The organism is Erwinia sp. INIA01 (assembly GCF_025947915.1).
GTDB lineage: Bacteria > Pseudomonadota > Gammaproteobacteria > Enterobacterales > Enterobacteriaceae > Erwinia > Erwinia coffeiphila.
The window spans coordinates 1-25,038 of the sequence record NZ_JAPDNC010000024.1 but is presented as its reverse complement, the minus strand read 5'-3'; the positions used below and the strand labels follow the sequence as shown (position 1 = coordinate 25,038).

Here is a 25,038-nt window from a genome sequence, read left to right as displayed (position 1 = left end):
GAAGGCGTTGAGATGGTAATGCCAGGCGACAACATCAAACTGGTTGTTGAACTGATCAAGCCAATCGCAATGGACGACGGTCTGCGTTTCGCAATCCGCGAAGGCGGCCGTACCGTTGGTGCTGGTGTTGTTGCTAAAGTTATCGCTTAATTGTGATACTTGTCTGGCAGAGTTCGCTCTGCCAGAGCAGAAAAGAGAGCGCTTCGGCGCTCTTTTTTTTGGCCAAAATTCAGTATTCCTGATAATCGCGTTCGTATAATGGTTGCTTTGCCTCCAGATGTACGTATAATACGCGGGCCTGCCAATATGGTCAGGCGCGATTCAATATGAGTCGCCAGCCGGTGTGAAAATGCCAGCTAACAATACTCGCGATATGCGGGTTATGTGCTCAACGATTACACTCCTCCATCAATCGTAATGGATGCGAGTAGTAATTCTTTTCGTTTATAAATAATTGGAGCTCTGGTCTCATGCAGAACCAAAGAATCCGTATCCGTCTTAAAGCGTTTGATCATCGTCTGATCGATCAATCAACTGCGGAAATCGTAGAGACTGCCAAGCGCACTGGTGCGCAGGTTCGTGGTCCTATCCCGCTGCCGACCCGCAAAGAGCGCTTTACCGTTCTGATCTCTCCGCACGTCAACAAAGATGCGCGCGATCAGTACGAGATTCGCACTCACAAGCGTCTGGTTGACATCGTTGAGCCAACCGAAAAAACGGTTGATGCTCTGATGCGTCTGGATCTGGCTGCAGGTGTTGACGTGCAGATCAGCCTGGGTTAATCAGGTCATTGAGCGATTGAGAGGTTGAAACAATGATTGGTTTAGTCGGTAAAAAAGTGGGTATGACCCGTATCTTCACAGAAGATGGCGTTTCTATCCCTGTAACCGTGATCGAAATTGAAGCAAACCGCGTTACTCAGGTCAAAGGCCTGGAAAACGACGGTTACACTGCTATCCAGGTAACTACCGGTGCTAAAAAAGCTAACCGTGTAACTAAGCCGGAAGCAGGTCACTTTGCTAAAGCTGGCGTTGAAGCTGGCCGTGGTCTGTGGGAATTCCGCACTGAAGAAGGCGCAGAGTTCACCGTAGGTCAGAGCATTAATGTTGACATTTTCGCTGACGTGAAAAAAGTTGACGTGACTGGAACATCTAAAGGTAAAGGTTTTGCCGGTACTGTTAAGCGCTGGAACTTCCGTACTCAGGATGCTACTCACGGTAACTCCTTGTCTCACCGCGTACCGGGTTCTATCGGTCAGAACCAGACTCCGGGCAAAGTGTTCAAAGGCAAGAAAATGGCAGGCCAGCTGGGTAACGAACGTGTAACCGTTCAGAGCCTGGACGTAGTGCGTGTTGACGCTGAGCGCAACCTGCTGCTGGTTAAAGGTGCAGTTCCCGGTGCTACCGGTAGCGACCTGATCGTTAAACCAGCTGTGAAGGCGTAAGGGGATAGCAATGGAATTAGTACTGAAAGACGCGCAAAGCGCGCTGACTGTTTCCGAAACTACCTTCGGTCGTGATTTCAACGAAGCGCTGGTACATCAGGTTGTTGTTGCTTATGCAGCAGGTGCCCGTCAAGGTACTCGTGCTCAGAAGACTCGTGCTGAAGTAACTGGTTCCGGCAAAAAGCCGTGGCGCCAGAAAGGTACCGGCCGTGCGCGTTCAGGTTCTGTAAAGAGCCCGATCTGGCGTTCAGGTGGTGTGACCTTCGCTGCGAAGCCTCAGGACCACAGTCAAAAAGTTAACAAAAAGATGTACCGCGGCGCGCTGAAAAGCATTCTGTCCGAGCTGGTACGTCAGGAACGTCTGATCGTTGTCGAGCAGTTCTCTCTGGAAGCGCCTAAAACTAAGCTGCTGGTAGAGAAACTGAAAGACATGGCTCTGGAAGATGTGCTGATCATCACTGGCGAACTGGAAGAGAACCTGTTCCTGGCCGCACGTAACCTGTACAAGGTTGACGTACGTGATGCAGCGGGTATCGACCCAGTTAGCCTGATCGCCTTCGACAAAGTCGTTATGACTGCTGATGCAGTTAAGCAAGTTGAGGAGATGCTGGCATGATCCGTGAAGAACGTCTGCTGAAAGTACTGCGCGCGCCGCACGTATCTGAAAAAGCATCTGCTGCGATGGAAAAAACAAACACCATCGTTCTCAAAGTTGCTAAAGACGCGACCAAAGCAGAAATCAAAGCCGCTGTGCAGAAACTTTTCGAAGTTGAAGTCGAAGTCGTTAACACCCTGGTAGTTAAAGGGAAAGTTAAACGTTCTGGACAGCGTATTGGTCGTCGTAACGACTGGAAAAAAGCTTACGTCACCCTGAAAGAAGGCCAGAATCTGGACTTCGTCGGCGGCGCTGAGTAAGTCGGAGGAGAAGAACAATGGCAGTTGTTAAATGTAAACCGACATCTCCGGGTCGTCGCCATGTAGTTAAAGTGGTGAACGCGGAGCTGCACAAGGGCAAACCATTTGCCCCGCTGGTAGAAAAAAACAGCAAATCCGGTGGCCGTAACAACAATGGTCGCATCACTACCCGTCATATCGGTGGTGGTCACAAGCAGGCTTACCGTATTGTTGACTTCAAACGCAACAAAGATGGTATCCCAGCGACCGTTGAACGTCTTGAGTACGATCCGAACCGCTCCGCGAACATCGCGCTGGTTCTGTACAAAGACGGCGAGCGCCGTTACATCCTGGCCCCTAAAGGCCTGAAAGCTGGCGACCAGATTCAGTCTGGCGTTGATGCTGCGATCAAAGCAGGTAACACACTGCCGATGCGTAACATCCCAGTTGGTTCTACCGTGCATAACGTAGAAATGAAACCAGGCAAAGGCGGTCAGATTGCTCGCTCTGCTGGTACTTACGTGCAGATCGTTGCGCGTGATGGTTCTTACGTTACCCTGCGTCTGCGTTCTGGTGAAATGCGTAAAGTCGAAGCTGACTGCCGCGCGACCCTGGGCGAAGTCGGTAACTCGGAGCACATGCTTCGCGTTCTGGGTAAAGCCGGTGCAACCCGTTGGCGTGGTGTTCGTCCGACCGTTCGTGGTACCGCGATGAACCCAGTTGATCACCCGCACGGTGGTGGTGAAGGTCGTAACTTTGGTAAGCACCCGGTAACTCCGTGGGGCGTTCAGACCAAAGGTAAGAAGACCCGTAGCAACAAGCGTACTGATAAATTTATCGTACGTCGCCGTAGCAAATAATTTTAGAGGATAAGCCATGCCACGTTCTCTCAAGAAAGGTCCTTTTATTGACCTGCACTTGCTGAAGAAGGTAGAGAAAGCTTTGGAAAGCGGAGACAAGAAGCCACTGCGCACCTGGTCCCGTCGTTCAACGATCTTCCCTAACATGATCGGTTTGACCATCGCTGTCCATAATGGTCGTCAGCACGTTCCTGTCTTTGTTTCCGACGAAATGGTCGGTCACAAACTGGGTGAATTTGCACCGACTCGTACTTATCGCGGTCACGCAGCTGATAAGAAAGCTAAGAAACGCTAACAGGAGGAAGAGATGGAAACTATCGCTAAACATCGCCACGCTCGTTCTTCTGCTCAGAAGGTTCGCCTGGTAGCAGATCTTGTACGCGGTAAGAAAGTGTCGCAGGCTCTGGACATTTTGACCTACACCAATAAGAAAGCGGCTGTACTGGTCAAGAAAGTTCTGGAATCTGCCATTGCTAACGCCGAACACAACGATGGCGCTGACATTGATGATCTGAAAGTCACGAAAATCTTCGTAGACGAAGGCCCAAGCATGAAGCGCATTATGCCGCGTGCGAAAGGTCGTGCAGATCGCATCCTGAAGCGCACCAGCCACATTACTGTGGTTGTGTCCGATCGCTGAGACTCTGGAGACTAGCAATGGGTCAGAAAGTACATCCTAATGGTATTCGCCTGGGTATTGTTAAACCCTGGAACTCTACCTGGTTCGCAAATACCAAAGAATTCGCTGACAACCTGGACAGCGACTTTAAAGTTCGTCAGTTCCTGACCAAGGAACTGTCAAAAGCATCCGTCTCTCGTATCGTTATCGAGCGTCCAGCTAAGAGCATCCGTGTGACCATTCACACCGCTCGTCCTGGCATCGTCATCGGTAAGAAAGGTGAAGATGTAGAAAAACTGCGCAAGGTCGTAGCGGATATCGCTGGCGTTCCTGCACAGATCAATATCGCCGAAGTCCGTAAACCGGAACTGGACGCTAAATTGGTTGCTGACAGCATCACTTCACAGCTGGAGCGTCGTGTGATGTTCCGTCGTGCTATGAAGCGTGCTGTACAGAACGCAATGCGTCTGGGCGCTAAAGGGATTAAAGTTGAAGTTAGTGGCCGTCTTGGCGGTGCAGAAATCGCGCGTACCGAATGGTACCGTGAAGGCCGCGTGCCACTGCACACTCTGCGTGCAGACATTGACTACAACACCTCTGAAGCCCACACCACTTATGGTGTAATCGGCGTTAAGGTATGGATCTTCAAAGGTGAGATCCTGGGTGGTATGGCTGCTGTTGAACAACCGGAACCGGCTGCTCAACCTAAAAAGCAGCAGCGTAAAGGCCGTAAGTAAGGAGAGTCGCTGATGTTACAACCAAAGCGTACGAAATTCCGTAAAGTGCACAAAGGCCGCAACCGTGGTCTGGCGCAGGGTACGGATGTTAGCTTCGGTACTTTCGGTCTGAAAGCTGTTGGCCGTGGTCGTCTGACTGCCCGTCAGATCGAAGCAGCACGTCGTGCTATGACCCGTGCAGTTAAGCGTCAAGGTAAAATTTGGATCCGTGTATTCCCGGACAAACCAATTACTGAGAAGCCGCTGGAAGTGCGTATGGGTAAAGGTAAAGGTAACGTGGAGTATTGGGTTGCCTTGATCCAGCCAGGTAAAGTCCTGTATGAAATGGACGGTGTTCCGGAAGAGCTGGCCCGTGAAGCATTCAAGCTGGCAGCAGCAAAACTGCCTATCAAAACCACCTTTGTAACTAAGACGGTGATGTAATGAAAGCAACAGAGCTGCGTGAAAAAAGCGTTGAAGAGCTGAACACTGAGCTACTTAACCTGCTGCGTGAGCAGTTCAACCTGCGCATGCAGGCGGCATCCGGCCAGCTGCAACAGACTCATCTGTTGAAGCAAGTGCGTCGTGATGTTGCACGCGTTAAGACTTTACTGACTGAGAAGGCGGGTGCGTAATGACCGATAAAATCCGTACTCTGCAAGGTCGTGTGACTAGTGACAAAATGGAGAAATCCATCGTTGTTGCTATCGAACGTGTTGTGAAGCACCCAATCTACGGGAAATTCATCAAGCGTACGACTAAACTGCACGTACATGACGAGAACAATGAATGTGGTATCGGCGACAAGGTTGAAATCCGTGAATGCCGTCCACTGTCCAAGACTAAGTCATGGACTCTGGTTCGCGTTGTAGAGAAAGCTGTTCTGTAATAAGAACGTCTATCTCTGTAAAAACCCCCGCTTGTCGGGGGTTTTTTCTTATATCTACCCTCAAAACTTTTCTTTCTTTCTCCAAATCACCGTTCTGAGCGAAATAAGCTGACGTAATGTACAGATTGCGATTGCTACCGGATGAACAATTCCTTAGAATGTCGCGTTCCTCTTTCCAGAGGTCCAAATAACGACTCGATACGAGTCGCTTATTTTTTCTACCCATATGCGAAATGCGGTGTTATAATGCTGCGCCCTCAATTATGGGGCTTTTAAACGACCTGAATCAGGTCCCGAAGTAGTAGTTGACATTAGCGGAGCACTAAAATGATCCAAGAACAGACTATGCTGACCGTCGCCGACAACTCCGGTGCACGTCGCGTAATGTGTATCAAGGTTCTGGGTGGCTCGCACCGTCGCTACGCAGGCGTTGGCGACATCATCAAAATTACCATCAAGGAAGCAATTCCTCGCGGTAAGGTTAAGAAGGGTGATGTGCTGAAGGCGGTAGTGGTGCGCACCAGGAAGGGTGTTCGTCGCCCGGACGGTTCTGTCATTCGCTTCGATGGTAATGCATGCGTTATTTTAAACAATAACACTGAGCAGCCAATCGGAACGCGTATTTTTGGGCCGGTAACTCGTGAACTTCGTACTGAAAAGTTCATGAAAATTATCTCTCTGGCACCAGAAGTACTCTAAGGAGCGAAAAATGGCAGCTAAAATCCGTCGCGATGACGAAGTTATCGTGCTGACCGGCAAAGATAAAGGTAAGCGCGGTAAAGTTAAAAATGTTCTGTCTTCTGGCAAGCTCATTGTTGAAGGTATCAACCTGGTTAAAAAACATCAGAAGCCTGTACCGGCTCTGAATCAGCCAGGTGGCATCGTTGAAAAAGAAGCCGCTATTCAGGTTTCCAACGTTGCACTGTTCAACTCGGCAACCGGCAAGGCTGACCGTGTAGGCTTTAGATTCGAAGACGGCAAAAAAGTCCGTTTCTTCAAGTCTAACAGCGAAACTATCAAGTAATTTGGAGTAGTACGATGGCGAAACTGCATGATTACTACAAAGACGAAGTAGTTAATAAACTCATGACTGAGTTCAACTACAATTCTGTCATGCAAGTCCCTCGGGTCGAGAAGATCACCCTGAACATGGGTGTTGGTGAAGCGATCGCTGACAAGAAACTGCTGGATAACGCAGCAGCCGATCTGGCAGCAATCTCCGGTCAAAAGCCGTTTATCACCAAAGCACGCAAATCAGTTGCAGGCTTCAAAATCCGTCAGGGCTATCCGATCGGCTGTAAAGTGACTCTGCGTGGTGAACGCATGTGGGAGTTCTTTGAGCGCCTGATTTCTATTGCTGTACCACGTATCCGTGACTTCCGTGGCTTGTCCGCTAAGTCATTTGATGGCCGCGGTAACTACAGCATGGGTGTTCGCGAGCAGATCATCTTCCCAGAGATCGACTATGACAAAGTCGACCGCGTTCGTGGTTTGGATATTACCATTACCACTACTGCGAAATCTGATGATGAAGGCCGCGCACTGTTGGCTGCTTTTAACTTCCCGTTCCGCAAGTAAGGCAGGGTTACTGATGGCTAAGCAATCAATGAAAGCACGCGAAGTCGTTCGCGTGAAACTGGCTGACAAGTACCGCGCCAAGCGCGAGGAACTGAAAGCTATCATTTCAAGTGTGAACTCATCCGACGAAGATCGTTGGAATGCTGTTCTCAAGCTGCAAACTCTGCCGCGTGATTCCAGCCCGTCTCGTCAGCGTAAGCGCTGCCGTCAAACTGGCCGTCCACATGGTTATGTGGGCAAGTTCGGGTTGAGCCGTATCAAGTTGCGTGAAGCCGCCATGCGCGGTGAAGTACCTGGCTTGAAAAAGGCTAGCTGGTAATTACCAATAGAATCACGGGAGTAAAGACAGATGAGCATGCAAGATCCGATCGCGGATATGCTGACCCGTATCCGTAACGGTCAAGCCGCGAACAAAGTTGCGGTCACCATGCCTTCCTCCAAGCTGAAAGTGGCAATTGCCAACGTGCTGAAGGAAGAAGGTTATATTGAAGAATTTAAAATCGAAGGCGACATCAAGCCAGAACTGGAACTGACTCTTAAGTACTTCCAGGGCAAGGCTGTTGTAGAAAGCATTCAGCGTGTTTCACGTCCAGGTCTGCGCATTTATAAGCGCAAAGACGAGCTGCCAAAAGTTATGGCAGGACTGGGTATCGCTGTTGTTTCTACCTCTAAAGGTGTTATGACCGATCGTGCCGCACGCCAGGCTGGTCTTGGTGGCGAAATTATCTGCTACGTAGCTTAATCGGAGGAATAAATGTCTCGTGTTGCTAAAGCACCAGTCGCGATTCCTGCCGGCGTAGAGGTAAAACTCAACGGTCAGGTAATTTCGATCAAAGGTAAAAACGGCGAGCTGACTCGTACGCTCAACGACGCTGTAGAAGTTAAGCATGCTGACAATGCACTGACTTTCGCTCCACGCGAAGGTTTTGTGGATGGTTGGGCACAGGCTGGTACTTCTCGTGCGCTGCTGAACGGTATGGTTATCGGTGTTACCGAAGGCTTCACTAAGAAGCTGCAGCTGGTTGGTGTAGGTTATCGTGCAGCCGTTAAAGGCAACTCTGTGAGCTTAGCCCTGGGCTTCTCTCACCCTGTTGACCATGAGCTGCCAGCGGGAATCACTGCTGAATGTCCAACTCAGACTGAAATCGTGCTGAAAGGCGCTGATAAGCAGCTGATTGGTCAGGTTGCAGCGGATCTGCGCGCCTACCGTCGTCCTGAGCCTTACAAAGGCAAGGGTGTTCGTTACGCCGACGAAGTCGTGCGTACCAAAGAGGCTAAGAAGAAGTAAGGTAACACTATGGATAAGAAATCTGCTCGTATCCGTCGTGCGACCCGCGCACGTCGCAAGCTCAAAGAGCTGGGTGCTACTCGCCTGGTGGTACATCGTACCCCGCGTCATATTTACGCACAGGTAATCGCACCTAACGGTTCTGAAGTCCTGGTTGCTGCTTCTACAGTAGAAAAAGCTATCAGTGAGCAACTGAAGTACACTGGAAACAAAGACGCTGCTGCTGCTGTAGGTAAAGCAGTTGCGGAACGCGCAATCGAAAAAGGCATCACTGGTGTTTCTTTCGACCGTTCTGGTTTCCAATATCATGGTCGTGTCCAGGCACTGGCAGATGCTGCCCGTGAAGCTGGCCTACAGTTCTAAGGTAGAGGTGTAAGATGGCACACATCGAAAAACAAGCTGGCGAACTGCAGGAAAAGCTGATCGCGGTAAATCGCGTATCTAAAACCGTTAAAGGTGGTCGTATTTTCTCCTTCACAGCTCTGACTGTTGTTGGTGATGGTAACGGACGCATTGGTTTTGGTTACGGTAAAGCGCGTGAAGTTCCAGCAGCGATCCAGAAAGCGATGGAAAAAGCTCGTCGCAATATGATTAACGTTGCGCTGAACAACGGCACCCTGCAGCACCCTGTTAAAGGCGTGCACACAGGTTCTCGCGTGTTCATGCAGCCGGCTTCTGAAGGTACCGGTATCATCGCCGGTGGTGCAATGCGCGCCGTCCTGGAAGTCGCTGGGGTTCATAACGTACTGGCTAAAGCCTACGGTTCCACCAACCCGATTAACGTGGTTCGTGCAACTCTGGATGGCCTGGCCAATATGAATTCTCCAGAAATGGTTGCTGCGAAACGTGGCAAATCCGTTGAAGACATTCTGGGGTAATGACCATGGCTAAGACTATTAAAATTACTCAAACCCGCAGTTCGATCGGTCGTTTGCCAAAACACAAGGCAACGCTGCTTGGCCTGGGTCTGCGTCGTATTAACCACACCGTAGAGCGTGAAGACACGCCAGCTGTACGCGGTATGGTTAACGCGATTTCCTACATGGTTAAAGTGGAGGAGTAACAGATGCGTTTAAATACTCTGTCTCCGGCCGAAGGGTCTAAGCACGCTCCTAAACGTTTAGGTCGTGGTATTGGTTCCGGTCTCGGAAAAACCGGTGGTCGTGGTCACAAAGGTCAGAACTCACGTTCTGGTGGTGGCGTACGTCGTGGTTTTGAAGGCGGCCAGATGCCTCTGTACCGTCGTCTGCCGAAATTCGGTTTCACCTCTCGCAAAGCAATGGTCACTGCAGAAGTTCGTCTGTCTGACCTGGCGAAAGTTGAAGGCGGTATCGTCGACCTGAACACGCTGAAAGCGGCTAACATTATCGGCATTCAGATTGAGTTCGCGAAAGTGATCCTGTCTGGCGAAGTTTCTGCACCGGTAACGATTCGCGGCCTGCGTGTCACTAAAGGCGCTCGTGCTGCAATCGAAGCTGCTGGCGGTAAAATTGAGGAATAAGTAGCAGATGGCTAAGCAACCGGGATTAGATTTTCAAAGTGCCAAGGGTGGTTTTGGCGAACTAAAACGCAGACTTCTGTTTGTAATTGGTGCGCTGATTGTCTTCCGAATTGGCTCTTTTATTCCAATCCCTGGTATCGATGCCACTGTACTTGCCAAACTGCTTGAGCAACAGCGTGGCACCATCATTGAAATGTTCAACATGTTCTCTGGTGGTGCTCTGAGCCGTGCTTCTATCTTTGCCCTGGGTATTATGCCGTATATTTCGGCCTCTATTATTATCCAGCTGCTGACGGTGGTTCATCCAGCGTTAGCAGAAATCAAGAAAGAAGGGGAGGCTGGCCGTCGTAAGATTAGTCAGTACACCCGTTACGGCACACTGGTATTAGGTATTTTCCAGTCTATCGGTATTGCTACCGGTTTACCGAACATGCCTGGAATGCAGGGCCTGGTATTAAATCCAGGTTTTGCTTTCTACTTTACCGCTGTTGTCAGTCTGGTCACCGGGACAATGTTCCTGATGTGGTTAGGCGAGCAAATTACTGAACGAGGTATCGGTAACGGTATCTCGATCATTATCTTTGCTGGTATTGTTGCGGGTCTTCCGCCGGCCATTGGCCATACCATCGAGCAAGCGCGGCAAGGCGACCTGCACTTCCTCCTGTTGCTGTTGGTTGCAGTTCTCGTATTTGCAGTGACCTTCTTCGTTGTTTTCGTTGAGCGTGGTCAACGCCGCATTGTGGTGAACTATGCGAAACGTCAGCAAGGCCGTCGTGTCTATGCTGCGCAGAGCACGCATTTACCGTTGAAAGTGAATATGGCCGGTGTAATCCCTGCTATATTTGCATCCAGTATCATTCTGTTCCCGGCAACCATCGCGTCATGGTTCGGGGGCGGCACGGGCTGGAACTGGCTGACTACTATTTCGATGTATTTACAGCCAGGTCAACCGCTTTATGTGTTACTCTATGCGACTGCAATCATCTTCTTCTGTTTCTTCTACACGGCGTTGGTTTTCAACCCGCGTGAAACAGCAGATAACCTGAAGAAGTCTGGTGCATTTGTACCAGGTATTCGTCCGGGAGAACAGACGGCGAAGTATATCGATAAAGTGATGACACGCCTTACCTTAATCGGTGCGTTGTATATTACCTTTATCTGCCTGATCCCGGAGTTCATGCGTGATGCGATGAAAGTTCCATTCTACTTCGGCGGTACATCACTGCTGATCGTAGTCGTTGTCATCATGGACTTTATGGCTCAAGTGCAAACTTTGATGATGTCAAGTCAGTATGAGTCTGCATTGAAGAAAGCAAACCTGAAAGGCTATGGCCGTTAATTCAGGCGCTTGAGAAGTTACGGAGAGTAAAAATGAAAGTTCGTGCTTCCGTCAAGAAATTATGTCGTAACTGCAAAATCATCCGTCGCGACGGTGTTGTACGTGTGATTTGCAGTGCCGAGCCAAAGCATAAACAGCGCCAAGGCTGATTTAATCGCATATTTTTCTTGCAAAGTTGGGTTGAGCTGGCTAGATTAGCCAGCCAATCTTTTGTATGTCTGTGCGTTTCCATTTGAGTATCCTGAAAACGGGCTTTTCGGCATGGGACGCATAAGTTAATTAATAGGAGTGCATAGTGGCCCGTATAGCAGGCATTAACATTCCTGATCATAAACATACCGTTATCGCATTAACTGCTATCTTCGGTATCGGTAAGACCCGCTCACAGAAAATCTGTGCAGACACGGGTATTGCTGAAAATGTTAAGATCAGTGAACTGTCTGAAGAACAAATCGACATTCTGCGTGATGCAGTTGCTAAATTTGTTGTTGAAGGCGATCTGCGTCGTGAAGTCACCCTGAGCATCAAGCGTCTGATGGACCTTGGTTGCTATCGTGGTTTGCGTCATCGTCGTGGTCTCCCAGTGCGCGGTCAGCGTACTAAGACCAACGCACGTACCCGTAAGGGTCCGCGTAAACCGATCAAGAAATAATCGGGGTGATTGAATAATGGCAAAGGCACCAGTTCGTGCACGTAAGCGTGTAAGAAAGCAAGTCTCTGACGGCGTGGCTCATGTCCATGCGTCTTTTAACAACACCATCGTAACTATTACCGATCGTCAGGGTAATGCGCTGGGTTGGGCAACAGCCGGTGGTTCCGGTTTCCGTGGTTCTCGTAAATCTACGCCGTTCGCTGCTCAGGTAGCTGCAGAACGTTGCGCAGACGCCGTGAAAGAGTACGGTATTAAGAACCTGGAAGTTATGGTTAAGGGTCCTGGTCCAGGCCGCGAATCAACTATTCGTGCCCTGAACGCTGCTGGTTTCCGCATCACTAATATTACTGATGTGACTCCGATCCCTCACAACGGTTGTCGTCCGCCGAAAAAACGTCGCGTATAACGCCCCGTTTTTTAGGAATGTTGGAGAAAGAAAATGGCAAGATATTTGGGTCCTAAGCTCAAGCTGAGCCGTCGTGAAGGCACAGACCTGTTCCTCAAGTCTGGCGTTCGCGCGATTGATACCAAGTGTAAGATTGAACAAGCTCCTGGTCAGCACGGTGCGCGTAAGCCACGTCTGTCTGACTATGGTGTACAGTTACGTGAAAAGCAGAAAGTTCGTCGTATCTACGGCGTGCTGGAGCGTCAGTTCCGTAACTATTATAAAGAAGCAGCACGTCTGAAAGGCAACACCGGTGAAAACCTGTTAGCTCTGCTGGAAGGTCGTCTGGATAACGTAGTTTATCGTATGGGCTTTGGTGCCACTCGTGCAGAAGCACGTCAGCTGGTTAGCCACAAATCTATCATGGTAAACGGCCGCGTTGTTAGCATCGCTTCTTATCAGGTATCTCCGAATGACGTTGTTAGCATCCGTGAGAAAGCCAAAAAGCAGTCTCGCGTGAAAGCCGCTCTGGAGCTGGCTGAACAGCGTGAAAAGCCAACCTGGCTGGAAGTTGATGCGACTAAGATGGAAGGTGTGTTCAAGCGTACTCCTGAACGTACCGATCTGTCTGCGGACATTAACGAACACCTGATCGTCGAGCTTTACTCCAAGTAAGGCTTAGTACCAAAGAGAGGACACAATGCAGGGTTCTGTGACAGAGTTTCTAAAACCGCGCCTGGTAGATATCGAGCAAGTGAGTTCGACGCACGCCAAGGTGACCCTTGAGCCTTTAGAGCGTGGCTTTGGCCATACTCTTGGTAACGCACTGCGCCGTATTCTGCTTTCATCAATGCCGGGTTGCGCGGTGACCGAGGTTGAAATTGATGGTGTACTGCACGAGTACAGCACCAAAGAGGGCGTACAGGAAGATATCCTGGAAATCCTGCTCAACCTGAAAGGTTTGGCGGTAAGAGTTCAGGGCAAAGATGAAGTTATTCTTACTCTGAATAAATCTGGCATTGGCCCTGTGACTGCAGCCGATATCACCCATGATGGTGATGTCGAAATCGTCAAGCCGCAGCACGTGATCTGTCACCTGACCGATGAAAACGCAGCTATCAGCATGCGTATCAAAGTTCAGCGTGGTCGTGGTTATGTGCCGGCTTCTGCCCGAATTCATTCGGAAGAAGATGAGCGCCCGATCGGTCGTCTGTTGGTCGACGCCTGCTACAGCCCTGTAGACCGTATTGCCTACAATGTTGAAGCTGCGCGTGTAGAACAGCGTACCGACCTGGACAAGCTGGTCATCGAAATGGAAACCAACGGCACTATCGATCCTGAAGAAGCGATCCGCCGTGCGGCTACCATCCTGGCAGAACAACTTGAAGCTTTCGTTGACTTACGTGATGTTCGTCAGCCAGAAGTTAAAGAAGAGAAACCAGAATTCGATCCGATCCTGCTGCGCCCTGTTGACGATCTGGAATTGACTGTCCGCTCTGCTAACTGCCTTAAGGCAGAAGCTATCCACTACATCGGTGATCTGGTACAGCGTACCGAGGTTGAGCTTCTTAAGACGCCTAACCTTGGTAAAAAATCTCTTACTGAGATTAAAGACGTGCTGGCTTCTCGTGGTCTGTCACTGGGCATGCGCCTGGAAAACTGGCCGCCAGCTAGCATCGCTGATGAATAACCCGATCACAGGTTAAGGTTTCACTGAGAAGGATAAGGTCATGCGCCATCGTAAGAGTGGTCGTCAACTGAACCGCAACAGCAGCCATCGTCAGGCTATGTTCCGCAATATGGCTGGCTCTTTGGTTCGTCATGAGATCATCAAGACGACCCTGCCAAAAGCGAAAGAGCTGCGTCGCGTAGTTGAGCCGCTGATTACTCTTGCCAAGACCGACAGCGTAGCTAATCGTCGTCTGGCATTCGCCCGTACTCGTGATAACGAGATCGTGGCAAAACTGTTTAACGAGCTGGGCCCGCGTTTCGCGAGCCGTGCCGGTGGTTACACTCGCATTCTGAAGTGTGGCTTCCGCGCTGGTGACAACGCTCCGATGGCTTACATCGAGCTGGTTGATCGTCCAGAAGCTCAAGCAGAAGCTGCTGCAGAGTAATCTGTAGTTGCAACGTGAAAAAACCCGCTTCGGCGGGTTTTTTTATATCTGAAATTCCCTTCGTTCATCATTTCCCTGCCAGTTGCGCTATGCTGTATGCCTTCCTGCCAATGGAGGTGAATCAGTGTCATTACTCGATCAACTTGCTGAACAGCATATTCTCGCGGCCCTGCGAGAGGGCGAGCTTGATAACCTGCCCGGAGCCGGTCAACCATTACTGCTGGATGACGATAGTCACGTTCCTAAAGAGTTACGCGCAGGATATCGACTGCTAAAAAACTCTGGCTACCTGCCACCCGAGCTGGAGATGCGTCGAGAGGCTATCGAACTTGAGCAATTGCTGCACGGTATCGATCCACAGGATGAGTGTTATGAACTTCATGCGAACCGATTACATCTACTCGAGTTACGGCTGAGGCAGGCCGGGATGAGTACGGATTTTCTACACGGTGGTTATGGCTTAAAGATTAAACAGCATTTCAGCGGGGATAAGTAATGTATCGTATCGGACAGCTGGCCAAACTTGCAGATGTAACACCGGATACCATTCGCTTTTATGAAAAGCAGCAGATGATGGAGCATGAGATCCGGACTGAAGGTGGATTTCGGCTGTACAGTGATAACGATCTGCAGCGGCTTAGATTTATTCGCTACGGGCGGCAGCTGGGTTTCACGCTTGAAGCAATCCGTGAATTGCTTTCGATACGTGTCGATCCAGAGCATCACACCTGCCAGGAATCGAAGACCATTGTTCAGAAACGGCTGACGGAAGTTGAAGCGATGATCGCCGAATTGCAGCACATGCAGCGTTCACTAAAGCGTTTAAACGATGCCTGCTGCGGCACTGCTCACAGCAGCGTGTACTGTTCGATCCTGGAAGCGCTTGAAAAGGGAGCAATGACACCTTTAGCTAAAACGGGTGATTGAATTCTTCTTCCGCGAGGCCTATATTCATCACCGAAATCTATCAACAGGAGTTTACCGTGGCAAATTATCAGCACAGGAAAGGCGTTATTCGTGATAACGCACTCGAAGCTTTACTCAGCGACCCGTTATTTAAACCTCGTATTGAGGTAAACGTTAAAGGCAAAGGAAGTTATCGCCGTAAAGAAAAACACGGCAAAAAAGGTAACTGGGAGGCCAGTGGTAAATGCGATATCAAACATTTACCACTGGCCTTCCGCTTTACAGGCATAAAAAAACCGTCGAATCCGACGGTTTTTTCTATCTGATTACGCTTACAGCGTTTTATTGTTCTGCGCTTTTAACAGATCGCGGATTTCAGTTAGTAATGTTTCTTCTGCAGAAGGTGCAGGTGCCGGTTTTTCCACTTCTTTCTTCTGATACATTTTGTTCATAATCTTAATTGCCATAAAGATAGCAAAGGCAACGATGACGAAATCAAAAATGGTTTGAAGAAATACACCGTACTCCATCACCACGGCTGGTGCAGTACCGTCGGCCGCTTTCAGTACCCAGCTAAACTGCTTGAAATCAACGCCGCCAATCAGCAGGCCCAAAGGCGGCATGATGATGTTTGCGACGAGAGAGGACACAATCTTACCAAACGCGGCACCGATGATAACACCGACGGCGAGGTCAACGACATTGCCACGCATCGCGAAATCGCGAAACTCTTTGAATAAACTCATTGTTATCTCCTTTCCTGTGCCAGGTTGTAAAGTCTAACAAACCATCGCCGTTTTTCCACGATGAGATCGAATAAAGATCATTGATTAGTGTAGTAAAAAGACCGGCAATGCACATGCATTGCCGGATGAGTTACAGGAAGAAAGGGCTCGGCTGGAACAGACGCTCAACGTCCGGAACAAATTTCTTATCGGTCAGGAACATAATCACATGATCGCCCTGTTCAATACGCAAATTATCATTGGCAATCATCACGTCGTTACCACGTACAACAGCACCGATAATTGTACCCGGTGGCAGTTTGATATCATCAATCAGGCGACCAACTACTTTGGATGTAGTCTCCTCGCCGTGGGCGATGGCTTCAATTGCTTCCGCTACGCCCCGACGTAACGACGAAACGCCAACGATGTCTGCTTTACGTACGTGGCCCAACAGTGCCGAAATGGTTGCCTGTTGAGGCGAAATGGCGATATCAATCACGCTTCCCTGGACCAGATCGACGTAGGCACGCCGCTGGATCAGTACCATCGCTTTTTTAGCCCCCATGCGTTTAGCCAGCATGGCAGACATGATGTTAGCTTCATCATCATTGGTGATGGCAATAAACAGATCGATTTGATCAACATGTTCTTCAGCGAGCAGTTCCTGATCCGAAGCATCGCCGTAAAATACGATGGTATTTTGCAGATGCTCAGCCAGTTCCGCTGCGCGCTGCTGATCGCGTTCGATCAGTTTTACGCTGTAGTTCTTCTCAAGCCGCTGTGCCAGACCGAAGCCAATATTACCGCCGCCGACGATCATAATGCGTTTATAGGGTTTTTCCAGTCGCTGATACTCGCTCATTACTGCACGAATATGCTGGCTCGCTGCAATAAAGAAGACCTCATCGCCGGCTTCAATAATCGTTGATCCCTGTGGGCGTATAGGACGATCCTGGCGAAAAATCGCGGCAACCCGGGTGTCGATGTGCGGCATATGCTCCCGCATCACGGAAAGCGCATTACCGACCAGCGGTCCACCGTAATAGGCTTTGACTACTGCCAGACTGACTTTTCCCTCGGCAAAATTCACTACCTGTAGGGCTCCGGGATATTCGATCAGTCGATAAATATTATCGATGACCAGCTGTTCCGGTGAGATCAAATGATCGATCGGTACGGCTTCAGGGATGAACAGCTTATCGGCATCGCGAATATAATCCGGGGCACGGATACGCGCGATCCGATTGGGCGTGTTAAACAGGGAATAAGCGACCTGGCAGGCAACCATATTGGTTTCATCAGAGTTGGTCACGGCAACCAGCATATCTGCATCTTCAGCCCCTGCCTCCCTTAATACGCGAGGGTGAGAGCCGTGGCCCTGCACAACGCGCAGGTCAAACTTATCCTGGAGCTGACGCAGACGGAGAGGATCGGTATCGACCACGGTAATATCGTTGTTTTCACCGACCAGGTTTTCTGCGAGCGTGCCGCCAACCTGTCCAGCGCCAAGAATGATGATTTTCATATTGCTTCAGTCTTTCTTATTGTTGTTCGGTTAGTGGCGCCACCGGTGCAGCGCCATGGGGGTTATGCTTTTATTAACTTCGCGTAGTAGAACCCATCACCGCCGTCTGCCTGAGGAAAGACCTGAATTCCCGGCTGGGTCATATTACCAGTATCAACCAGTCGGGCATCAGCATGGCTCTTCAGGAACTGGCTTACTTGCAGATGGTTTTCTTCCGGAAGCACCGAGCAGGTTGCATATAGCAGCGTACCGCCTGATTTCAGATGGGGCCAGATCGCTTCAAGGATTTGCTGTTGCAGAGCCGCAAGTTCGGCAATGTCGCGATCGCGGCGTAGCCACTTGATATCCGGATGACGACGAATGACACCGGTAGCAGAGCAGGGAGCATCAAGCAGAATACGATCAAACTGCGTCTGGCCACACCATTCTGCCGGGGTACGACCATCGCCGAGTTTAACCTCTGCTTTCATTTCCAGGCGTTGCAAATTCTCGCTAATTCTAGCCAGACGCTGGGCATCAACGTCAACAGCCATCACGTCAGCCTGCGGAGCGGCTTCCAGAATATGAGTGGTTTTACCGCCGGGTGCTGCGCAAAGATCGAGGATCTTCTCGCCGTTTTGTGGATCGAGTAGAGCAACGCAGCCCTGAGCTGACGCATCCTGTACGGTTACCCAACCCTGGTCAAAGCCAGGTAATTGGCCTACCGCGCAGGGTGTTTCCAGGCGCAGCGCATCAATGTGTTGTGGATGCGGAAATGCTGTTTTCCCGCTTTCTGTCAGCAGATTAAGCCAGGCATCGCGGCTGTGATGCTGGCGGTTAACGCGCAGCCACATCGGTGGGCGTTGATTATTGGCATCAACAATCTGTTGCCACTGCGTTGGCCAGGCCTGCTTGAGGCGCGTCAGCAGCCATTTAGGGTGCAGATATTGTTGGTCACCCTGGTTCATTTGCTGCATCAGTTCTTCCTGCTGACGCTGGAATGTACGAAGCACGCCGTTAATCAGCCCTTTCAGCTGTGGACGTTTTAAGGCGATAGCGCCATCCACCGTTTCCGCCAGAGCTGCATGAGCAGGAATGCGGGTGAACATCAGCTGGTAGAGACCAACCATGATCAGAAAATGGATCGCGCGCTGTTTTCCCGTCATAGGTCGGGACATTAACTTGCTGACAATCCACTCCAGCTGCGGCAGCGTGCGTAGAACGCCATAGCACAATTCCTGCAGTAGGGCAGCGTCCTTTTCTCCGACCGATTTTTGTGCGGCAGGTAACACATTACTGAGCGACTGCCCCTGTTCGACAACCTTTTCGATAGTCTGCGCGGCAACGCAACGTAAGTTCGTATTTTTTTTCATAGTGGGTTCGCAATTGAAACGACTGCCCGGGTTGAGTCCCGGGCAGATTATCAGGCAATAATGTTGCCCGGAATGAACCATTCACGGCGGGAGTTGAGCAGATCCTGTGCTTTCATCGCTTTCTTGCCCGCTGGCTGTAGCTCTTCGATATTGAGCACACCGTCTGCAGTGACAACCTGAATACCCAATTTATCAGCCTGCAGGATTTCACCCGGCTGGCGGTTATTCACCGCAGGGAGTACGGAGGCTTTCCATACCTTTACCGGCTGGTCATCAATGATGAAGTAACTTACGGGCCAGGGATTGAAAGCGCGAATGCAGCGTTCCAGCTGTGCGGCGGAAAGCGACCAGTCGAGGCGGGCCTCTTCTTTACTCAGCTTTTCTGCATAGCTGACCAGTTCTTCATTCTGCACTTCTGGTGTGGTGCTACCTTCGGCAAGCTGCGTCAATGTTGTCAGCATACCGGCAGGGCCAAGGTCTGCAAGTTTGTCGTAAAGTGTGGCACTGGTATCGCTGGCTTCAATAGGGCAGGACAGCTTATAAAGCATATCTCCCGTATCCAGTCCGACATCCATTTGCATAATTGTCACGCCGGTATCTGCATCGCCCGCCCAGAGTGAACGTTGGATCGGTGCAGCACCACGCCAGCGTGGCAGCAGCGAACCGTGAACGTTGATGCAGCCCAGACGAGGCATTCCCAGCACCGTTTCAGGCAGGATCAGTCCGTAGGCGACAACGACCATCACATCGGCTTCCAGCTGAGCGACCAGCTGCTGATTTTCTACCGGACGTAAGGATTTTGGCTGAAATACTGGAATGTTGTGCTGCTCAGCCAGCTGTTTAACCGGGCTGGCGGTCAGTTTATTGCCGCGTCCGGCCGGGCGGTCGGGCTGGGTAAACACGCCAACAATCTGGTGCCCTGATGACAGCAGCGCGTCAAGATGACGCGCTGCAAAGTCAGGGGTGCCGGCAAAAATGATCTTTAATGATTCGGACACGTTATTCCCTTCAGTCAATCAAGACGCTCAGTCACGGGCATTCTGGCGATAAAGCTTTTCCAGTTTCTGGCGAATACGCTGACGTTTCATTGGCGACAGGTAATCGATAAACAGTTTTCCAACCAGATGATCCATTTCATGTTGGATACAGATCGCCAGCAGATCGTCAGCTTCAAGCTCAAAACTTTTGCCATCACGGTCGAGCGCTCGGATTTTTACTTTTTCCGAACGAGGGACCAAAGCACGTTGTTCCGGAATCGACAGGCAACCCTCTTCAATACCGGTTTCGCCGCTTTCTTCCAGCAGTTCAGGGTTAATCAGCACCAGGCGCTCATCGCGGTTTTCTGACACATCAATCACGATGATGCGCTGATGAATATTTACTTGAGTGGCGGCCAGGCCGATGCCTTCTTCGGCATACATAGTTTCAAACATATCATCAACGATACGTTGAATATCGGCATTTACTTCTTTCACGGGTTTCGCAACGATGCGCAGGCGCTCGTCAGGAAAATGTAATACCTGCAAGACTGACATAACTTTCCAGATTCGTGTTCAAGGGATTAAATATTTATCCCTCTTATTGTAGACATTTCACGCTGTGATTGACAGCATTCCTGGCAGGTAACCTTCAGGGGGAAGGGGCGATATCAGGGATGAATTATGTCACCATTGGAAAGTGCATTAAGGCTGTCGGGTGTTTCCGGGTTATCCAGTTTGCAGCGGGAATCTCTGCTCGGCGCTTTAGTACAACTTAACCGTCCGACGTCTGCCGATCTGGCTGGTCTTGGTTTGCGCAGCGAGCAACGGCAGGCATTTGAACAGTATGACGAGAAAATCCTGGTTCAAAGTGAAATCTGGCTGAATGAGCCAGAGCATCACTTTATTACGCCATCAAGTCCTTATTATCCTGAGCGATTAAAAACTATCGATAACTTTCCTTTGATGCTCTTTATTGCGGGCGATCCGGGACTGTTATCTTCATCACAGCTGGCGGTTGTGGGGAGTCGGTACTGTTCTCATTACGGTCGTGACTGGGGAACCTGGTTTAGTCAGGCACTGGCACTTAGCGGTTTAACGATTACCAGCGGCCTCGCGCTGGGAATCGATGGAATTGCACACCGTGCAGCGTTGGCAGTGCAGGGTAAAACGCTGGCAGTGTTGGGAGGGGGGCTGGGGGCTATTTATCCCCGGCGGCATAAGGGCCTGGCACAGGACATTATCGACAGTGGCGGTGCTTTGGTCTCTGAATTTCCGCTGCATGTTGCTCCCCTCGCACACCATTTTCCACGGCGTAATCGAATAATCAGCGGGTTAAGTCACGGCGTATTGGTGGTTGAAGCAACGCTAAAGAGCGGTTCGCTGGTAACGGCACGGCTGGCTCTGGAACAGAACAGAGAGGTGTACGCGCTCCCCGGCGCATTGGGGAATCCCGGAAGTGAGGGAACCCACTGGTTGATACAGCAGGGGGCGATGCTGGTTGCACATCCCAATAATATAGTTGAGCAAATGCAAAGTGGCCTGTCGTGGATACCCGATTTGCCAGCAGCTGCAAACAATTCAGCAGAGAGCAGCAATCCTCCATTGCCATTTCCCGATGTGTTGGCTAACGTAGGAGATGAGGTTACACCTGTTGACGTCGTCGCTGAACGTGCCGGCCAACCTGTGCCAGCCATCGTAGCTAAGCTGCTTGAGTTGGAGTTAGCAGGGTGGATCGCAGCTGTACCCGGCGGCTATGTCCGATTGAGGAGGGCAAGCCATGTTCGACGTACTAATGTACTTATTTGAAACGTATATCCACAACGAAGCAGAAATGCGCGTTGATCAGGATAAATTGACTGATGATTTAACCGATGCCGGTTTTCATCGTGAAGATATCTATAATGCGTTGAACTGGTTGGAAAAGTTAGCTGATTATCAGGACGGCCTTGTCGCTCCGATTCTGCTGACTACCGATCCGCTGTCTATGCGTATCTACACCGAGGAAGAGAGTCAGCGTTTAGATGCTAACTGTCGTGGTTTTATTCTGTTCCTGGAACAGATTCAGGTACTGAATCTGGAAACCCGCGAAATGGTTATCGAACGTATTATGGCTCTGGATACCCTCGAGTTTGATCTGGACGATCTCAAATGGGTGGTGCTGATGGTGCTGTTTAACATCCCCGGATGTGAAAATGCCTATCAGCAAATGGAAGAGCTACTTTTCGACGTCAATGAAGGAATGCTGCACTGAAGATTGCCTTCGTGTACAAAAAGTTATGAATAAAACAGCGCTTTTCGCTGTGCGAAAAAATGAACCCTGCCCCGAGTGTGGGGCAGAACTGGTCATCCGCTCCGGGAAGCATGGCGCTTTTCTAGGCTGCTCACATTATCCCGAATGCGATTATATTCGCCCGCTGAAAAGTCAGACTGACGGGCATATAGTAAAAGTGCTTGATGGGCAACTTTGCCCGCTATGTGGTGCCAGCCTTGCATTGCGGCAGGGGCGCTATGGTATGTTTATCGCCTGCAGCGACTACCCTGAATGCGCGCACACCGAAATTATCGATAAACCAGATGAAACCACGATCGCCTGTCCACAGTGTGCCAACGGTAAGCTGGTGCAACGTCGCTCACGGTATGGCAAAACATTCCATGCCTGCGATCGTTATCCTGACTGCCAGTTTGCTGTGAATTTCACACCTGTAGAAGGTATCTGCGAGTTCTGTGCGTTCCCATTGCTTATTGAAAAGAAAACCGCCAGAGGCGCTAAGCGTTTTTGCGCCAGCAAAGCCTGTGGCAAACCCGTAACAGCAGGAAATGGTTGTGAAGATGAATCAAAAGCATGACTCACTTGAGCTATGTATCAGACAGTTACAGCTGTCAGCGGTCATTGCTTATCCCACCGAAGCAGTATTTGGCCTTGGCTGCGATCCCGACAGTGAATCGGCAGTTACGGCATTGCTGGCGTTAAAACATCGGCCTGTGGAAAAAGGGCTGATTTTAATCGCTGCCGATTATGAACAACTCGTTCCTTATATTGCTGACGAACAGCTTAGCGCAGAGCAGAAAGAGCGCATGTTTTCCCGTTGGCCAGGGCCGGTAACATGGGTATTGCCTGCCCGGGCTGAGACGCCGCGTTGGTTAACCGGTCGCTTTAATTCGCTGGCCGTTCGCGTTAGTGACCATCCGGACGTTGTGCAACTGTGCAGCCAGTTTGGTAAGCCACTGGTTTCCACCAGTGCAAACCTGAGTGGATTACCTCCTTGTCGCGATGCAGATGAAGTCCTGGCACAGTTCGGTGCTGATTTCCCTGTATTGCGGGGGGAAACGGGGGGGCGCCTCAATCCCTCAGAGATTCGCGATGTATTGACCGGTGAATTAATTCGCCAGGGATAAGAATGCTATGTCGTCCTTTGTTGTTTTCGGTAATCCAATTAAGCACAGTAAATCACCCCGTATTCATCAGCTCTTTGCCGAGCAAACGGCAATTCCTCATCCTTACGATCGCTTTTGTGCTCCGTTGGAAGGGTTTAAGCAGACGGTGGATGAATTTTTTGCTCAGGGTGGTGGTGGTGCAAATGTCACATTGCCTTTTAAACAACAGGCTTACGAGCTTTGTTCTGAACTGACGGAACGTGCGGCGCTGGCCGGGGCGGTGAACACTCTTAAAAAATTGGATGACGGTCGTATTCTGGGAGATAACACCGACGGTATTGGTTTGCTAAGCGATTTGCAACGGCTCAACTTGATCAAAGAGAATGACAGGATCCTGTTGATCGGCGCGGGTGGTGCTGCACGTGGGGCGATTCTGCCGCTGTTGAATTTCAACTGTAGCATCACGATCGTTAACCGTACCCATGCTAAAGCAGAGGAGCTGGTCCAGGTCTTCCAGCATCATGGTTCTGTTCGAGCGCTGGCGGCAGATGAGCTTCATGATGCGCAATTTGATTTAATTATCAATGCAACCTCCAGCGGAGTGGCTGGCAGCATACCGGACCTGCCTGCGGTACTGGTGAATAGCCAGGTTCGCTGCTACGACATGTTTTATCAGATCGGCGATACGCCGTTTCTTTTATGGTGTCGGCAGCAGGGGGCTAGCGAGCTAGCTGATGGGCTTGGGATGCTGGTGGGCCAGGCCGCACATGCATTTATGCTGTGGCACGGCGTTATGCCGGAGATCGCCCCTGTTATCGATAAGCTAAAACATGAGATGCAGGCGTGAATCAGGCGATTCAGTTTCCTGAACGTGAGTGGTGGGATGAGGGAATCCAGGCCGTTTGCTTCACCGCGCTGGTTAACGGCTTTCAGCTAGTCTGTGCAATTCACGGCGAAGAACTACTTCGCCGTTATCATGATGAATTCATCGCGTTGGATGCTTTTCGCAAAAATCGCTGGGATATAGAAGAAGAAGCAACCCACGCGATAGAACAGCAGCAGGAAAACGATCAGGGCTGGCTTTGGCTCTCTTCAGCGAGATAGTCGTTTTTCCATGTGACATAGTTATTTGCTGAATAGAGCAGTCCTGCAATTTCAGCTTCCGTTAGCGGTCGAGCTTTCTTTGCCGGGCTGCCTAAATAGAGATAACCGCTTTCAAGGCGCTTGCCGGGTGAAACCAGGCTGCCGGCACCAATCATTACATCATGCTCTACGACTACACCATCCAGTAGTATTGCGCCCATACCGACCAGAACTCGATCGCCAATCGTACAACCGTGAAGCATAGCCTTATGCCCCACGGTAACGTCTTCACCTATTACGAGCGGATATCCATCTGGATTAGCTGCTGACTTATGTGTCAGATGCAGAACGCTACCATCCTGAATATTTGTACGTTTACCGATGGTGACCTGATTAACGTCGCCGCGAATCACCACCAAAGGCCAGATCCCCACATCGTCATCGATCACCACATTGCCAATGATCGCACTGCTAGGATCGATCATTACCCGCTTGCCCAACTGCGGACTCACTCCTTTATATGCACGTACATTGTGACTCATAGCTGCCTCACTGTTGATATGATCCTGTTAGCCTAGTGTTTGAAAGGATCCTCAAGCAAGAATTCCTGGTAAAAACAGGCTTAAAAACGCGCGATGCGCCTGTTATCTCATCGATAAGAGTGAAAAATCGGCGGTCGGAAAAAAAGATCGCAAAAAGGCTTGTGCATTAAAACGAGATCCCTATAATGCGCCTCCACTGACACGGAACAACGGCTTACAGGCCAGCGTGTTAGAGGTTCAGGAAGTTGTCTGAACCGCCGGAAGA

The 25,038-nt window shown here is 50.3% G+C and carries 43 protein-coding genes and 1 pseudogene; 38 read left to right on the top strand and 6 right to left on the bottom strand.

All coding sequences use genetic code 11. From position 1 onward, the window contains the following. The 32 genes and pseudogenes from tuf to OMR58_RS25320 all read left to right on the top strand — a co-directional run. Positions 1-150 (top strand): annotated as a pseudogene (gene tuf / locus OMR58_RS25475) (elongation factor Tu); the annotation flags it as partial. 320 nt (positions 151-470) lie between these two features. After that, on the top strand, positions 471-782 hold the full coding sequence (rpsJ, locus tag OMR58_RS25470) for a 30S ribosomal protein S10 (RefSeq protein ID WP_001181005.1): 312 nt from the start codon (positions 471-473) through the stop codon (positions 780-782). Between the two features lie 32 nt (positions 783-814). Beyond that, positions 815-1,444: a 50S ribosomal protein L3 gene (gene rplC / locus OMR58_RS25465; RefSeq protein WP_105595772.1), complete on the top strand. Its 630-nt coding sequence runs from the start codon at positions 815-817 to the stop codon at positions 1,442-1,444. A gap of 10 nt (positions 1,445-1,454) precedes the next feature. After that, positions 1,455-2,060 (top strand): 50S ribosomal protein L4, encoded by a 606-nt coding sequence (gene rplD, locus OMR58_RS25460; RefSeq protein WP_105595771.1) that lies wholly within the window; start codon positions 1,455-1,457, stop codon positions 2,058-2,060. After that, the gene (gene rplW, locus OMR58_RS25455; protein ID WP_105595770.1) at positions 2,057-2,359 is read left to right on the top strand and encodes a 50S ribosomal protein L23; all 303 of its coding nucleotides are present in this window, start codon (positions 2,057-2,059) and stop codon (positions 2,357-2,359) included. Before rplD ends, rplW begins: the two co-directional genes overlap by 4 nt. A gap of 17 nt (positions 2,360-2,376) precedes the next feature. After that, complete coding sequence (gene rplB, locus OMR58_RS25450; RefSeq protein WP_105595769.1) at positions 2,377-3,198, top strand: 50S ribosomal protein L2; 822 nt, start codon at positions 2,377-2,379, stop codon at positions 3,196-3,198. Between the two features lie 16 nt (positions 3,199-3,214). Further along, positions 3,215-3,493, top strand: a complete 279-nt coding sequence (gene rpsS / locus OMR58_RS25445; protein ID WP_004160590.1) for a 30S ribosomal protein S19 — start codon at positions 3,215-3,217, stop codon at positions 3,491-3,493. 12 nt (positions 3,494-3,505) lie between these two features. Beyond that, the gene (gene rplV, locus OMR58_RS25440; RefSeq protein ID WP_000447532.1) at positions 3,506-3,838 is read left to right on the top strand and encodes a 50S ribosomal protein L22; all 333 of its coding nucleotides are present in this window, start codon (positions 3,506-3,508) and stop codon (positions 3,836-3,838) included. Between the two features lie 17 nt (positions 3,839-3,855). Then, a complete protein-coding gene (gene rpsC / locus OMR58_RS25435; protein ID WP_045854067.1) occupies positions 3,856-4,554 on the top strand; it encodes a 30S ribosomal protein S3 in 699 nt (232 codons plus the stop codon). A 12-nt stretch (positions 4,555-4,566) separates the two neighbouring features. Next, entirely contained in the window at positions 4,567-4,977 is a 411-nt protein-coding gene (gene rplP, locus OMR58_RS25430) for a 50S ribosomal protein L16 (RefSeq protein ID WP_002438716.1), read from the top strand. Further along, positions 4,977-5,168 carry a 50S ribosomal protein L29 gene (gene rpmC / locus OMR58_RS25425; RefSeq protein WP_025902044.1) on the top strand — a complete coding sequence of 64 codons (192 nt, stop codon included), beginning with the start codon at positions 4,977-4,979 and terminating at the stop codon, positions 5,166-5,168. Before rplP ends, rpmC begins: the two co-directional genes overlap by 1 nt. After that, the gene (gene rpsQ, locus OMR58_RS25420) at positions 5,168-5,422 is read left to right on the top strand and encodes a 30S ribosomal protein S17 (protein ID WP_105595768.1); all 255 of its coding nucleotides are present in this window, start codon (positions 5,168-5,170) and stop codon (positions 5,420-5,422) included. The genes rpmC and rpsQ overlap by 1 nt, the downstream gene beginning before the upstream one ends. A gap of 327 nt (positions 5,423-5,749) precedes the next feature. Next, a complete protein-coding gene (rplN, locus tag OMR58_RS25415; RefSeq protein ID WP_048917633.1) occupies positions 5,750-6,121 on the top strand; it encodes a 50S ribosomal protein L14 in 372 nt (123 codons plus the stop codon). Between the two features lie 10 nt (positions 6,122-6,131). Next, positions 6,132-6,446: a 50S ribosomal protein L24 gene (gene rplX / locus OMR58_RS25410; protein ID WP_105595767.1), complete on the top strand. Its 315-nt coding sequence runs from the start codon at positions 6,132-6,134 to the stop codon at positions 6,444-6,446. Positions 6,447-6,460: 14 nt separating this feature from the next. Beyond that, entirely contained in the window at positions 6,461-7,000 is a 540-nt protein-coding gene (rplE, locus tag OMR58_RS25405) for a 50S ribosomal protein L5 (RefSeq protein ID WP_105595766.1), read from the top strand. A gap of 13 nt (positions 7,001-7,013) precedes the next feature. Beyond that, positions 7,014-7,319 carry a 30S ribosomal protein S14 gene (gene rpsN, locus OMR58_RS25400; RefSeq protein ID WP_004160578.1) on the top strand — a complete coding sequence of 102 codons (306 nt, stop codon included), beginning with the start codon at positions 7,014-7,016 and terminating at the stop codon, positions 7,317-7,319. Between the two features lie 30 nt (positions 7,320-7,349). Continuing rightward, complete coding sequence (gene rpsH, locus OMR58_RS25395; protein ID WP_105595765.1) at positions 7,350-7,742, top strand: 30S ribosomal protein S8; 393 nt, start codon at positions 7,350-7,352, stop codon at positions 7,740-7,742. A 12-nt stretch (positions 7,743-7,754) separates the two neighbouring features. Then, positions 7,755-8,288: a 50S ribosomal protein L6 gene (gene rplF, locus OMR58_RS25390; protein ID WP_105595764.1), complete on the top strand. Its 534-nt coding sequence runs from the start codon at positions 7,755-7,757 to the stop codon at positions 8,286-8,288. Between the two features lie 9 nt (positions 8,289-8,297). Then, positions 8,298-8,651 (top strand): 50S ribosomal protein L18, encoded by a 354-nt coding sequence (gene rplR, locus OMR58_RS25385; RefSeq protein WP_004160572.1) that lies wholly within the window; start codon positions 8,298-8,300, stop codon positions 8,649-8,651. Positions 8,652-8,665: 14 nt separating this feature from the next. Continuing rightward, entirely contained in the window at positions 8,666-9,166 is a 501-nt protein-coding gene (gene rpsE, locus OMR58_RS25380) for a 30S ribosomal protein S5 (RefSeq protein WP_004160571.1), read from the top strand. 5 nt (positions 9,167-9,171) lie between these two features. Then, entirely contained in the window at positions 9,172-9,351 is a 180-nt protein-coding gene (rpmD, locus tag OMR58_RS25375) for a 50S ribosomal protein L30 (protein WP_004160569.1), read from the top strand. Between the two features lie 3 nt (positions 9,352-9,354). Beyond that, the gene (rplO, locus tag OMR58_RS25370) at positions 9,355-9,789 is read left to right on the top strand and encodes a 50S ribosomal protein L15 (protein WP_105595763.1); all 435 of its coding nucleotides are present in this window, start codon (positions 9,355-9,357) and stop codon (positions 9,787-9,789) included. 7 nt (positions 9,790-9,796) lie between these two features. After that, positions 9,797-11,128, top strand: a complete 1,332-nt coding sequence (gene secY / locus OMR58_RS25365) for a preprotein translocase subunit SecY (RefSeq protein ID WP_105595762.1) — start codon at positions 9,797-9,799, stop codon at positions 11,126-11,128. 32 nt (positions 11,129-11,160) lie between these two features. Next, complete coding sequence (gene rpmJ, locus OMR58_RS25360) at positions 11,161-11,277, top strand: 50S ribosomal protein L36 (protein ID WP_004160566.1); 117 nt, start codon at positions 11,161-11,163, stop codon at positions 11,275-11,277. Between the two features lie 146 nt (positions 11,278-11,423). Next, positions 11,424-11,780 (top strand): 30S ribosomal protein S13, encoded by a 357-nt coding sequence (gene rpsM / locus OMR58_RS25355; RefSeq protein WP_105595761.1) that lies wholly within the window; start codon positions 11,424-11,426, stop codon positions 11,778-11,780. A 16-nt stretch (positions 11,781-11,796) separates the two neighbouring features. Further along, the gene (rpsK, locus tag OMR58_RS25350; RefSeq protein WP_034899652.1) at positions 11,797-12,186 is read left to right on the top strand and encodes a 30S ribosomal protein S11; all 390 of its coding nucleotides are present in this window, start codon (positions 11,797-11,799) and stop codon (positions 12,184-12,186) included. 33 nt (positions 12,187-12,219) lie between these two features. Further along, positions 12,220-12,840: a 30S ribosomal protein S4 gene (gene rpsD / locus OMR58_RS25345; RefSeq protein ID WP_105595760.1), complete on the top strand. Its 621-nt coding sequence runs from the start codon at positions 12,220-12,222 to the stop codon at positions 12,838-12,840. A 25-nt stretch (positions 12,841-12,865) separates the two neighbouring features. Continuing rightward, positions 12,866-13,855: a DNA-directed RNA polymerase subunit alpha gene (locus OMR58_RS25340; RefSeq protein WP_003850179.1), complete on the top strand. Its 990-nt coding sequence runs from the start codon at positions 12,866-12,868 to the stop codon at positions 13,853-13,855. Positions 13,856-13,895: 40 nt separating this feature from the next. Further along, a complete protein-coding gene (gene rplQ / locus OMR58_RS25335) occupies positions 13,896-14,282 on the top strand; it encodes a 50S ribosomal protein L17 (protein WP_003850180.1) in 387 nt (128 codons plus the stop codon). Between the two features lie 124 nt (positions 14,283-14,406). Then, positions 14,407-14,778 carry a DnaJ family domain-containing protein gene (locus OMR58_RS25330; RefSeq protein ID WP_264547276.1) on the top strand — a complete coding sequence of 124 codons (372 nt, stop codon included), beginning with the start codon at positions 14,407-14,409 and terminating at the stop codon, positions 14,776-14,778. Further along, positions 14,778-15,209, top strand: a complete 432-nt coding sequence (gene zntR / locus OMR58_RS25325; RefSeq protein WP_200560872.1) for a Zn(2+)-responsive transcriptional regulator — start codon at positions 14,778-14,780, stop codon at positions 15,207-15,209. The genes OMR58_RS25330 and zntR overlap by 1 nt, the downstream gene beginning before the upstream one ends. Before the next feature lie 56 nt (positions 15,210-15,265). Beyond that, positions 15,266-15,514, top strand: coding sequence for an alternative ribosome-rescue factor A (locus tag OMR58_RS25320; RefSeq protein ID WP_264547275.1), 249 nt, complete (start codon positions 15,266-15,268; stop codon positions 15,512-15,514). A 6-nt stretch (positions 15,515-15,520) separates the two neighbouring features. On the opposite strand, the gene mscL is transcribed toward OMR58_RS25320, so the two are convergent. From mscL to def, 5 genes are all read right to left on the bottom strand, one after another. Next, positions 15,521-15,934, bottom strand: a complete 414-nt coding sequence (gene mscL / locus OMR58_RS25315; RefSeq protein WP_105595756.1) for a large-conductance mechanosensitive channel protein MscL — start codon at positions 15,932-15,934, stop codon at positions 15,521-15,523. Positions 15,935-16,064: 130 nt separating this feature from the next. Next, on the bottom strand, positions 16,065-17,441 hold the full coding sequence (gene trkA / locus OMR58_RS25310) for a Trk system potassium transporter TrkA (RefSeq protein ID WP_105595755.1): 1,377 nt from the start codon (positions 17,439-17,441) through the stop codon (positions 16,065-16,067). A gap of 62 nt (positions 17,442-17,503) precedes the next feature. Beyond that, the gene (gene rsmB, locus OMR58_RS25305) at positions 17,504-18,793 is read right to left on the bottom strand and encodes a 16S rRNA (cytosine(967)-C(5))-methyltransferase RsmB (RefSeq protein WP_264547274.1); all 1,290 of its coding nucleotides are present in this window, start codon (positions 18,791-18,793) and stop codon (positions 17,504-17,506) included. A 50-nt stretch (positions 18,794-18,843) separates the two neighbouring features. Continuing rightward, positions 18,844-19,791 carry a methionyl-tRNA formyltransferase gene (gene fmt / locus OMR58_RS25300; protein WP_264547273.1) on the bottom strand — a complete coding sequence of 316 codons (948 nt, stop codon included), beginning with the start codon at positions 19,789-19,791 and terminating at the stop codon, positions 18,844-18,846. A 27-nt stretch (positions 19,792-19,818) separates the two neighbouring features. After that, complete coding sequence (gene def, locus OMR58_RS25295) at positions 19,819-20,328, bottom strand: peptide deformylase (RefSeq protein ID WP_105595752.1); 510 nt, start codon at positions 20,326-20,328, stop codon at positions 19,819-19,821. 126 nt (positions 20,329-20,454) lie between these two features. On the opposite strand from def, the gene dprA reads away from it, so the two are divergent. The 6 genes from dprA to OMR58_RS25265 are packed head-to-tail and all read left to right on the top strand — an operon-like array spanning position 20,455 to position 24,252. Further along, entirely contained in the window at positions 20,455-21,579 is a 1,125-nt protein-coding gene (gene dprA, locus OMR58_RS25290) for a DNA-protecting protein DprA (protein WP_264547272.1), read from the top strand. After that, positions 21,551-22,024 (top strand): DUF494 family protein Smg, encoded by a 474-nt coding sequence (smg, locus tag OMR58_RS25285; RefSeq protein ID WP_105595750.1) that lies wholly within the window; start codon positions 21,551-21,553, stop codon positions 22,022-22,024. The genes dprA and smg overlap by 29 nt, the downstream gene beginning before the upstream one ends. A 25-nt stretch (positions 22,025-22,049) precedes the next feature. Then, positions 22,050-22,619, top strand: coding sequence for a DNA topoisomerase family protein (locus OMR58_RS25280; protein WP_200546775.1), 570 nt, complete (start codon positions 22,050-22,052; stop codon positions 22,617-22,619). Continuing rightward, positions 22,603-23,169, top strand: coding sequence for an L-threonylcarbamoyladenylate synthase type 1 TsaC (gene tsaC, locus OMR58_RS25275; RefSeq protein ID WP_200560982.1), 567 nt, complete (start codon positions 22,603-22,605; stop codon positions 23,167-23,169). The genes OMR58_RS25280 and tsaC overlap by 17 nt, the downstream gene beginning before the upstream one ends. 7 nt (positions 23,170-23,176) lie before the next feature. Further along, positions 23,177-23,995, top strand: coding sequence for a shikimate dehydrogenase (gene aroE, locus OMR58_RS25270; RefSeq protein WP_264547271.1), 819 nt, complete (start codon positions 23,177-23,179; stop codon positions 23,993-23,995). Further along, the gene (locus OMR58_RS25265; RefSeq protein WP_105595746.1) at positions 23,992-24,252 is read left to right on the top strand and encodes a DUF1488 family protein; all 261 of its coding nucleotides are present in this window, start codon (positions 23,992-23,994) and stop codon (positions 24,250-24,252) included. Before aroE ends, OMR58_RS25265 begins: the two co-directional genes overlap by 4 nt. Here OMR58_RS25265 and OMR58_RS25260 read toward each other — a convergent pair. Next, the gene (locus OMR58_RS25260) at positions 24,219-24,773 is read right to left on the bottom strand and encodes a gamma carbonic anhydrase family protein (RefSeq protein ID WP_264547270.1); all 555 of its coding nucleotides are present in this window, start codon (positions 24,771-24,773) and stop codon (positions 24,219-24,221) included. The genes OMR58_RS25265 and OMR58_RS25260 overlap by 34 nt on opposite strands. Between the last annotated feature and the right edge of the window lie 265 nt (positions 24,774-25,038).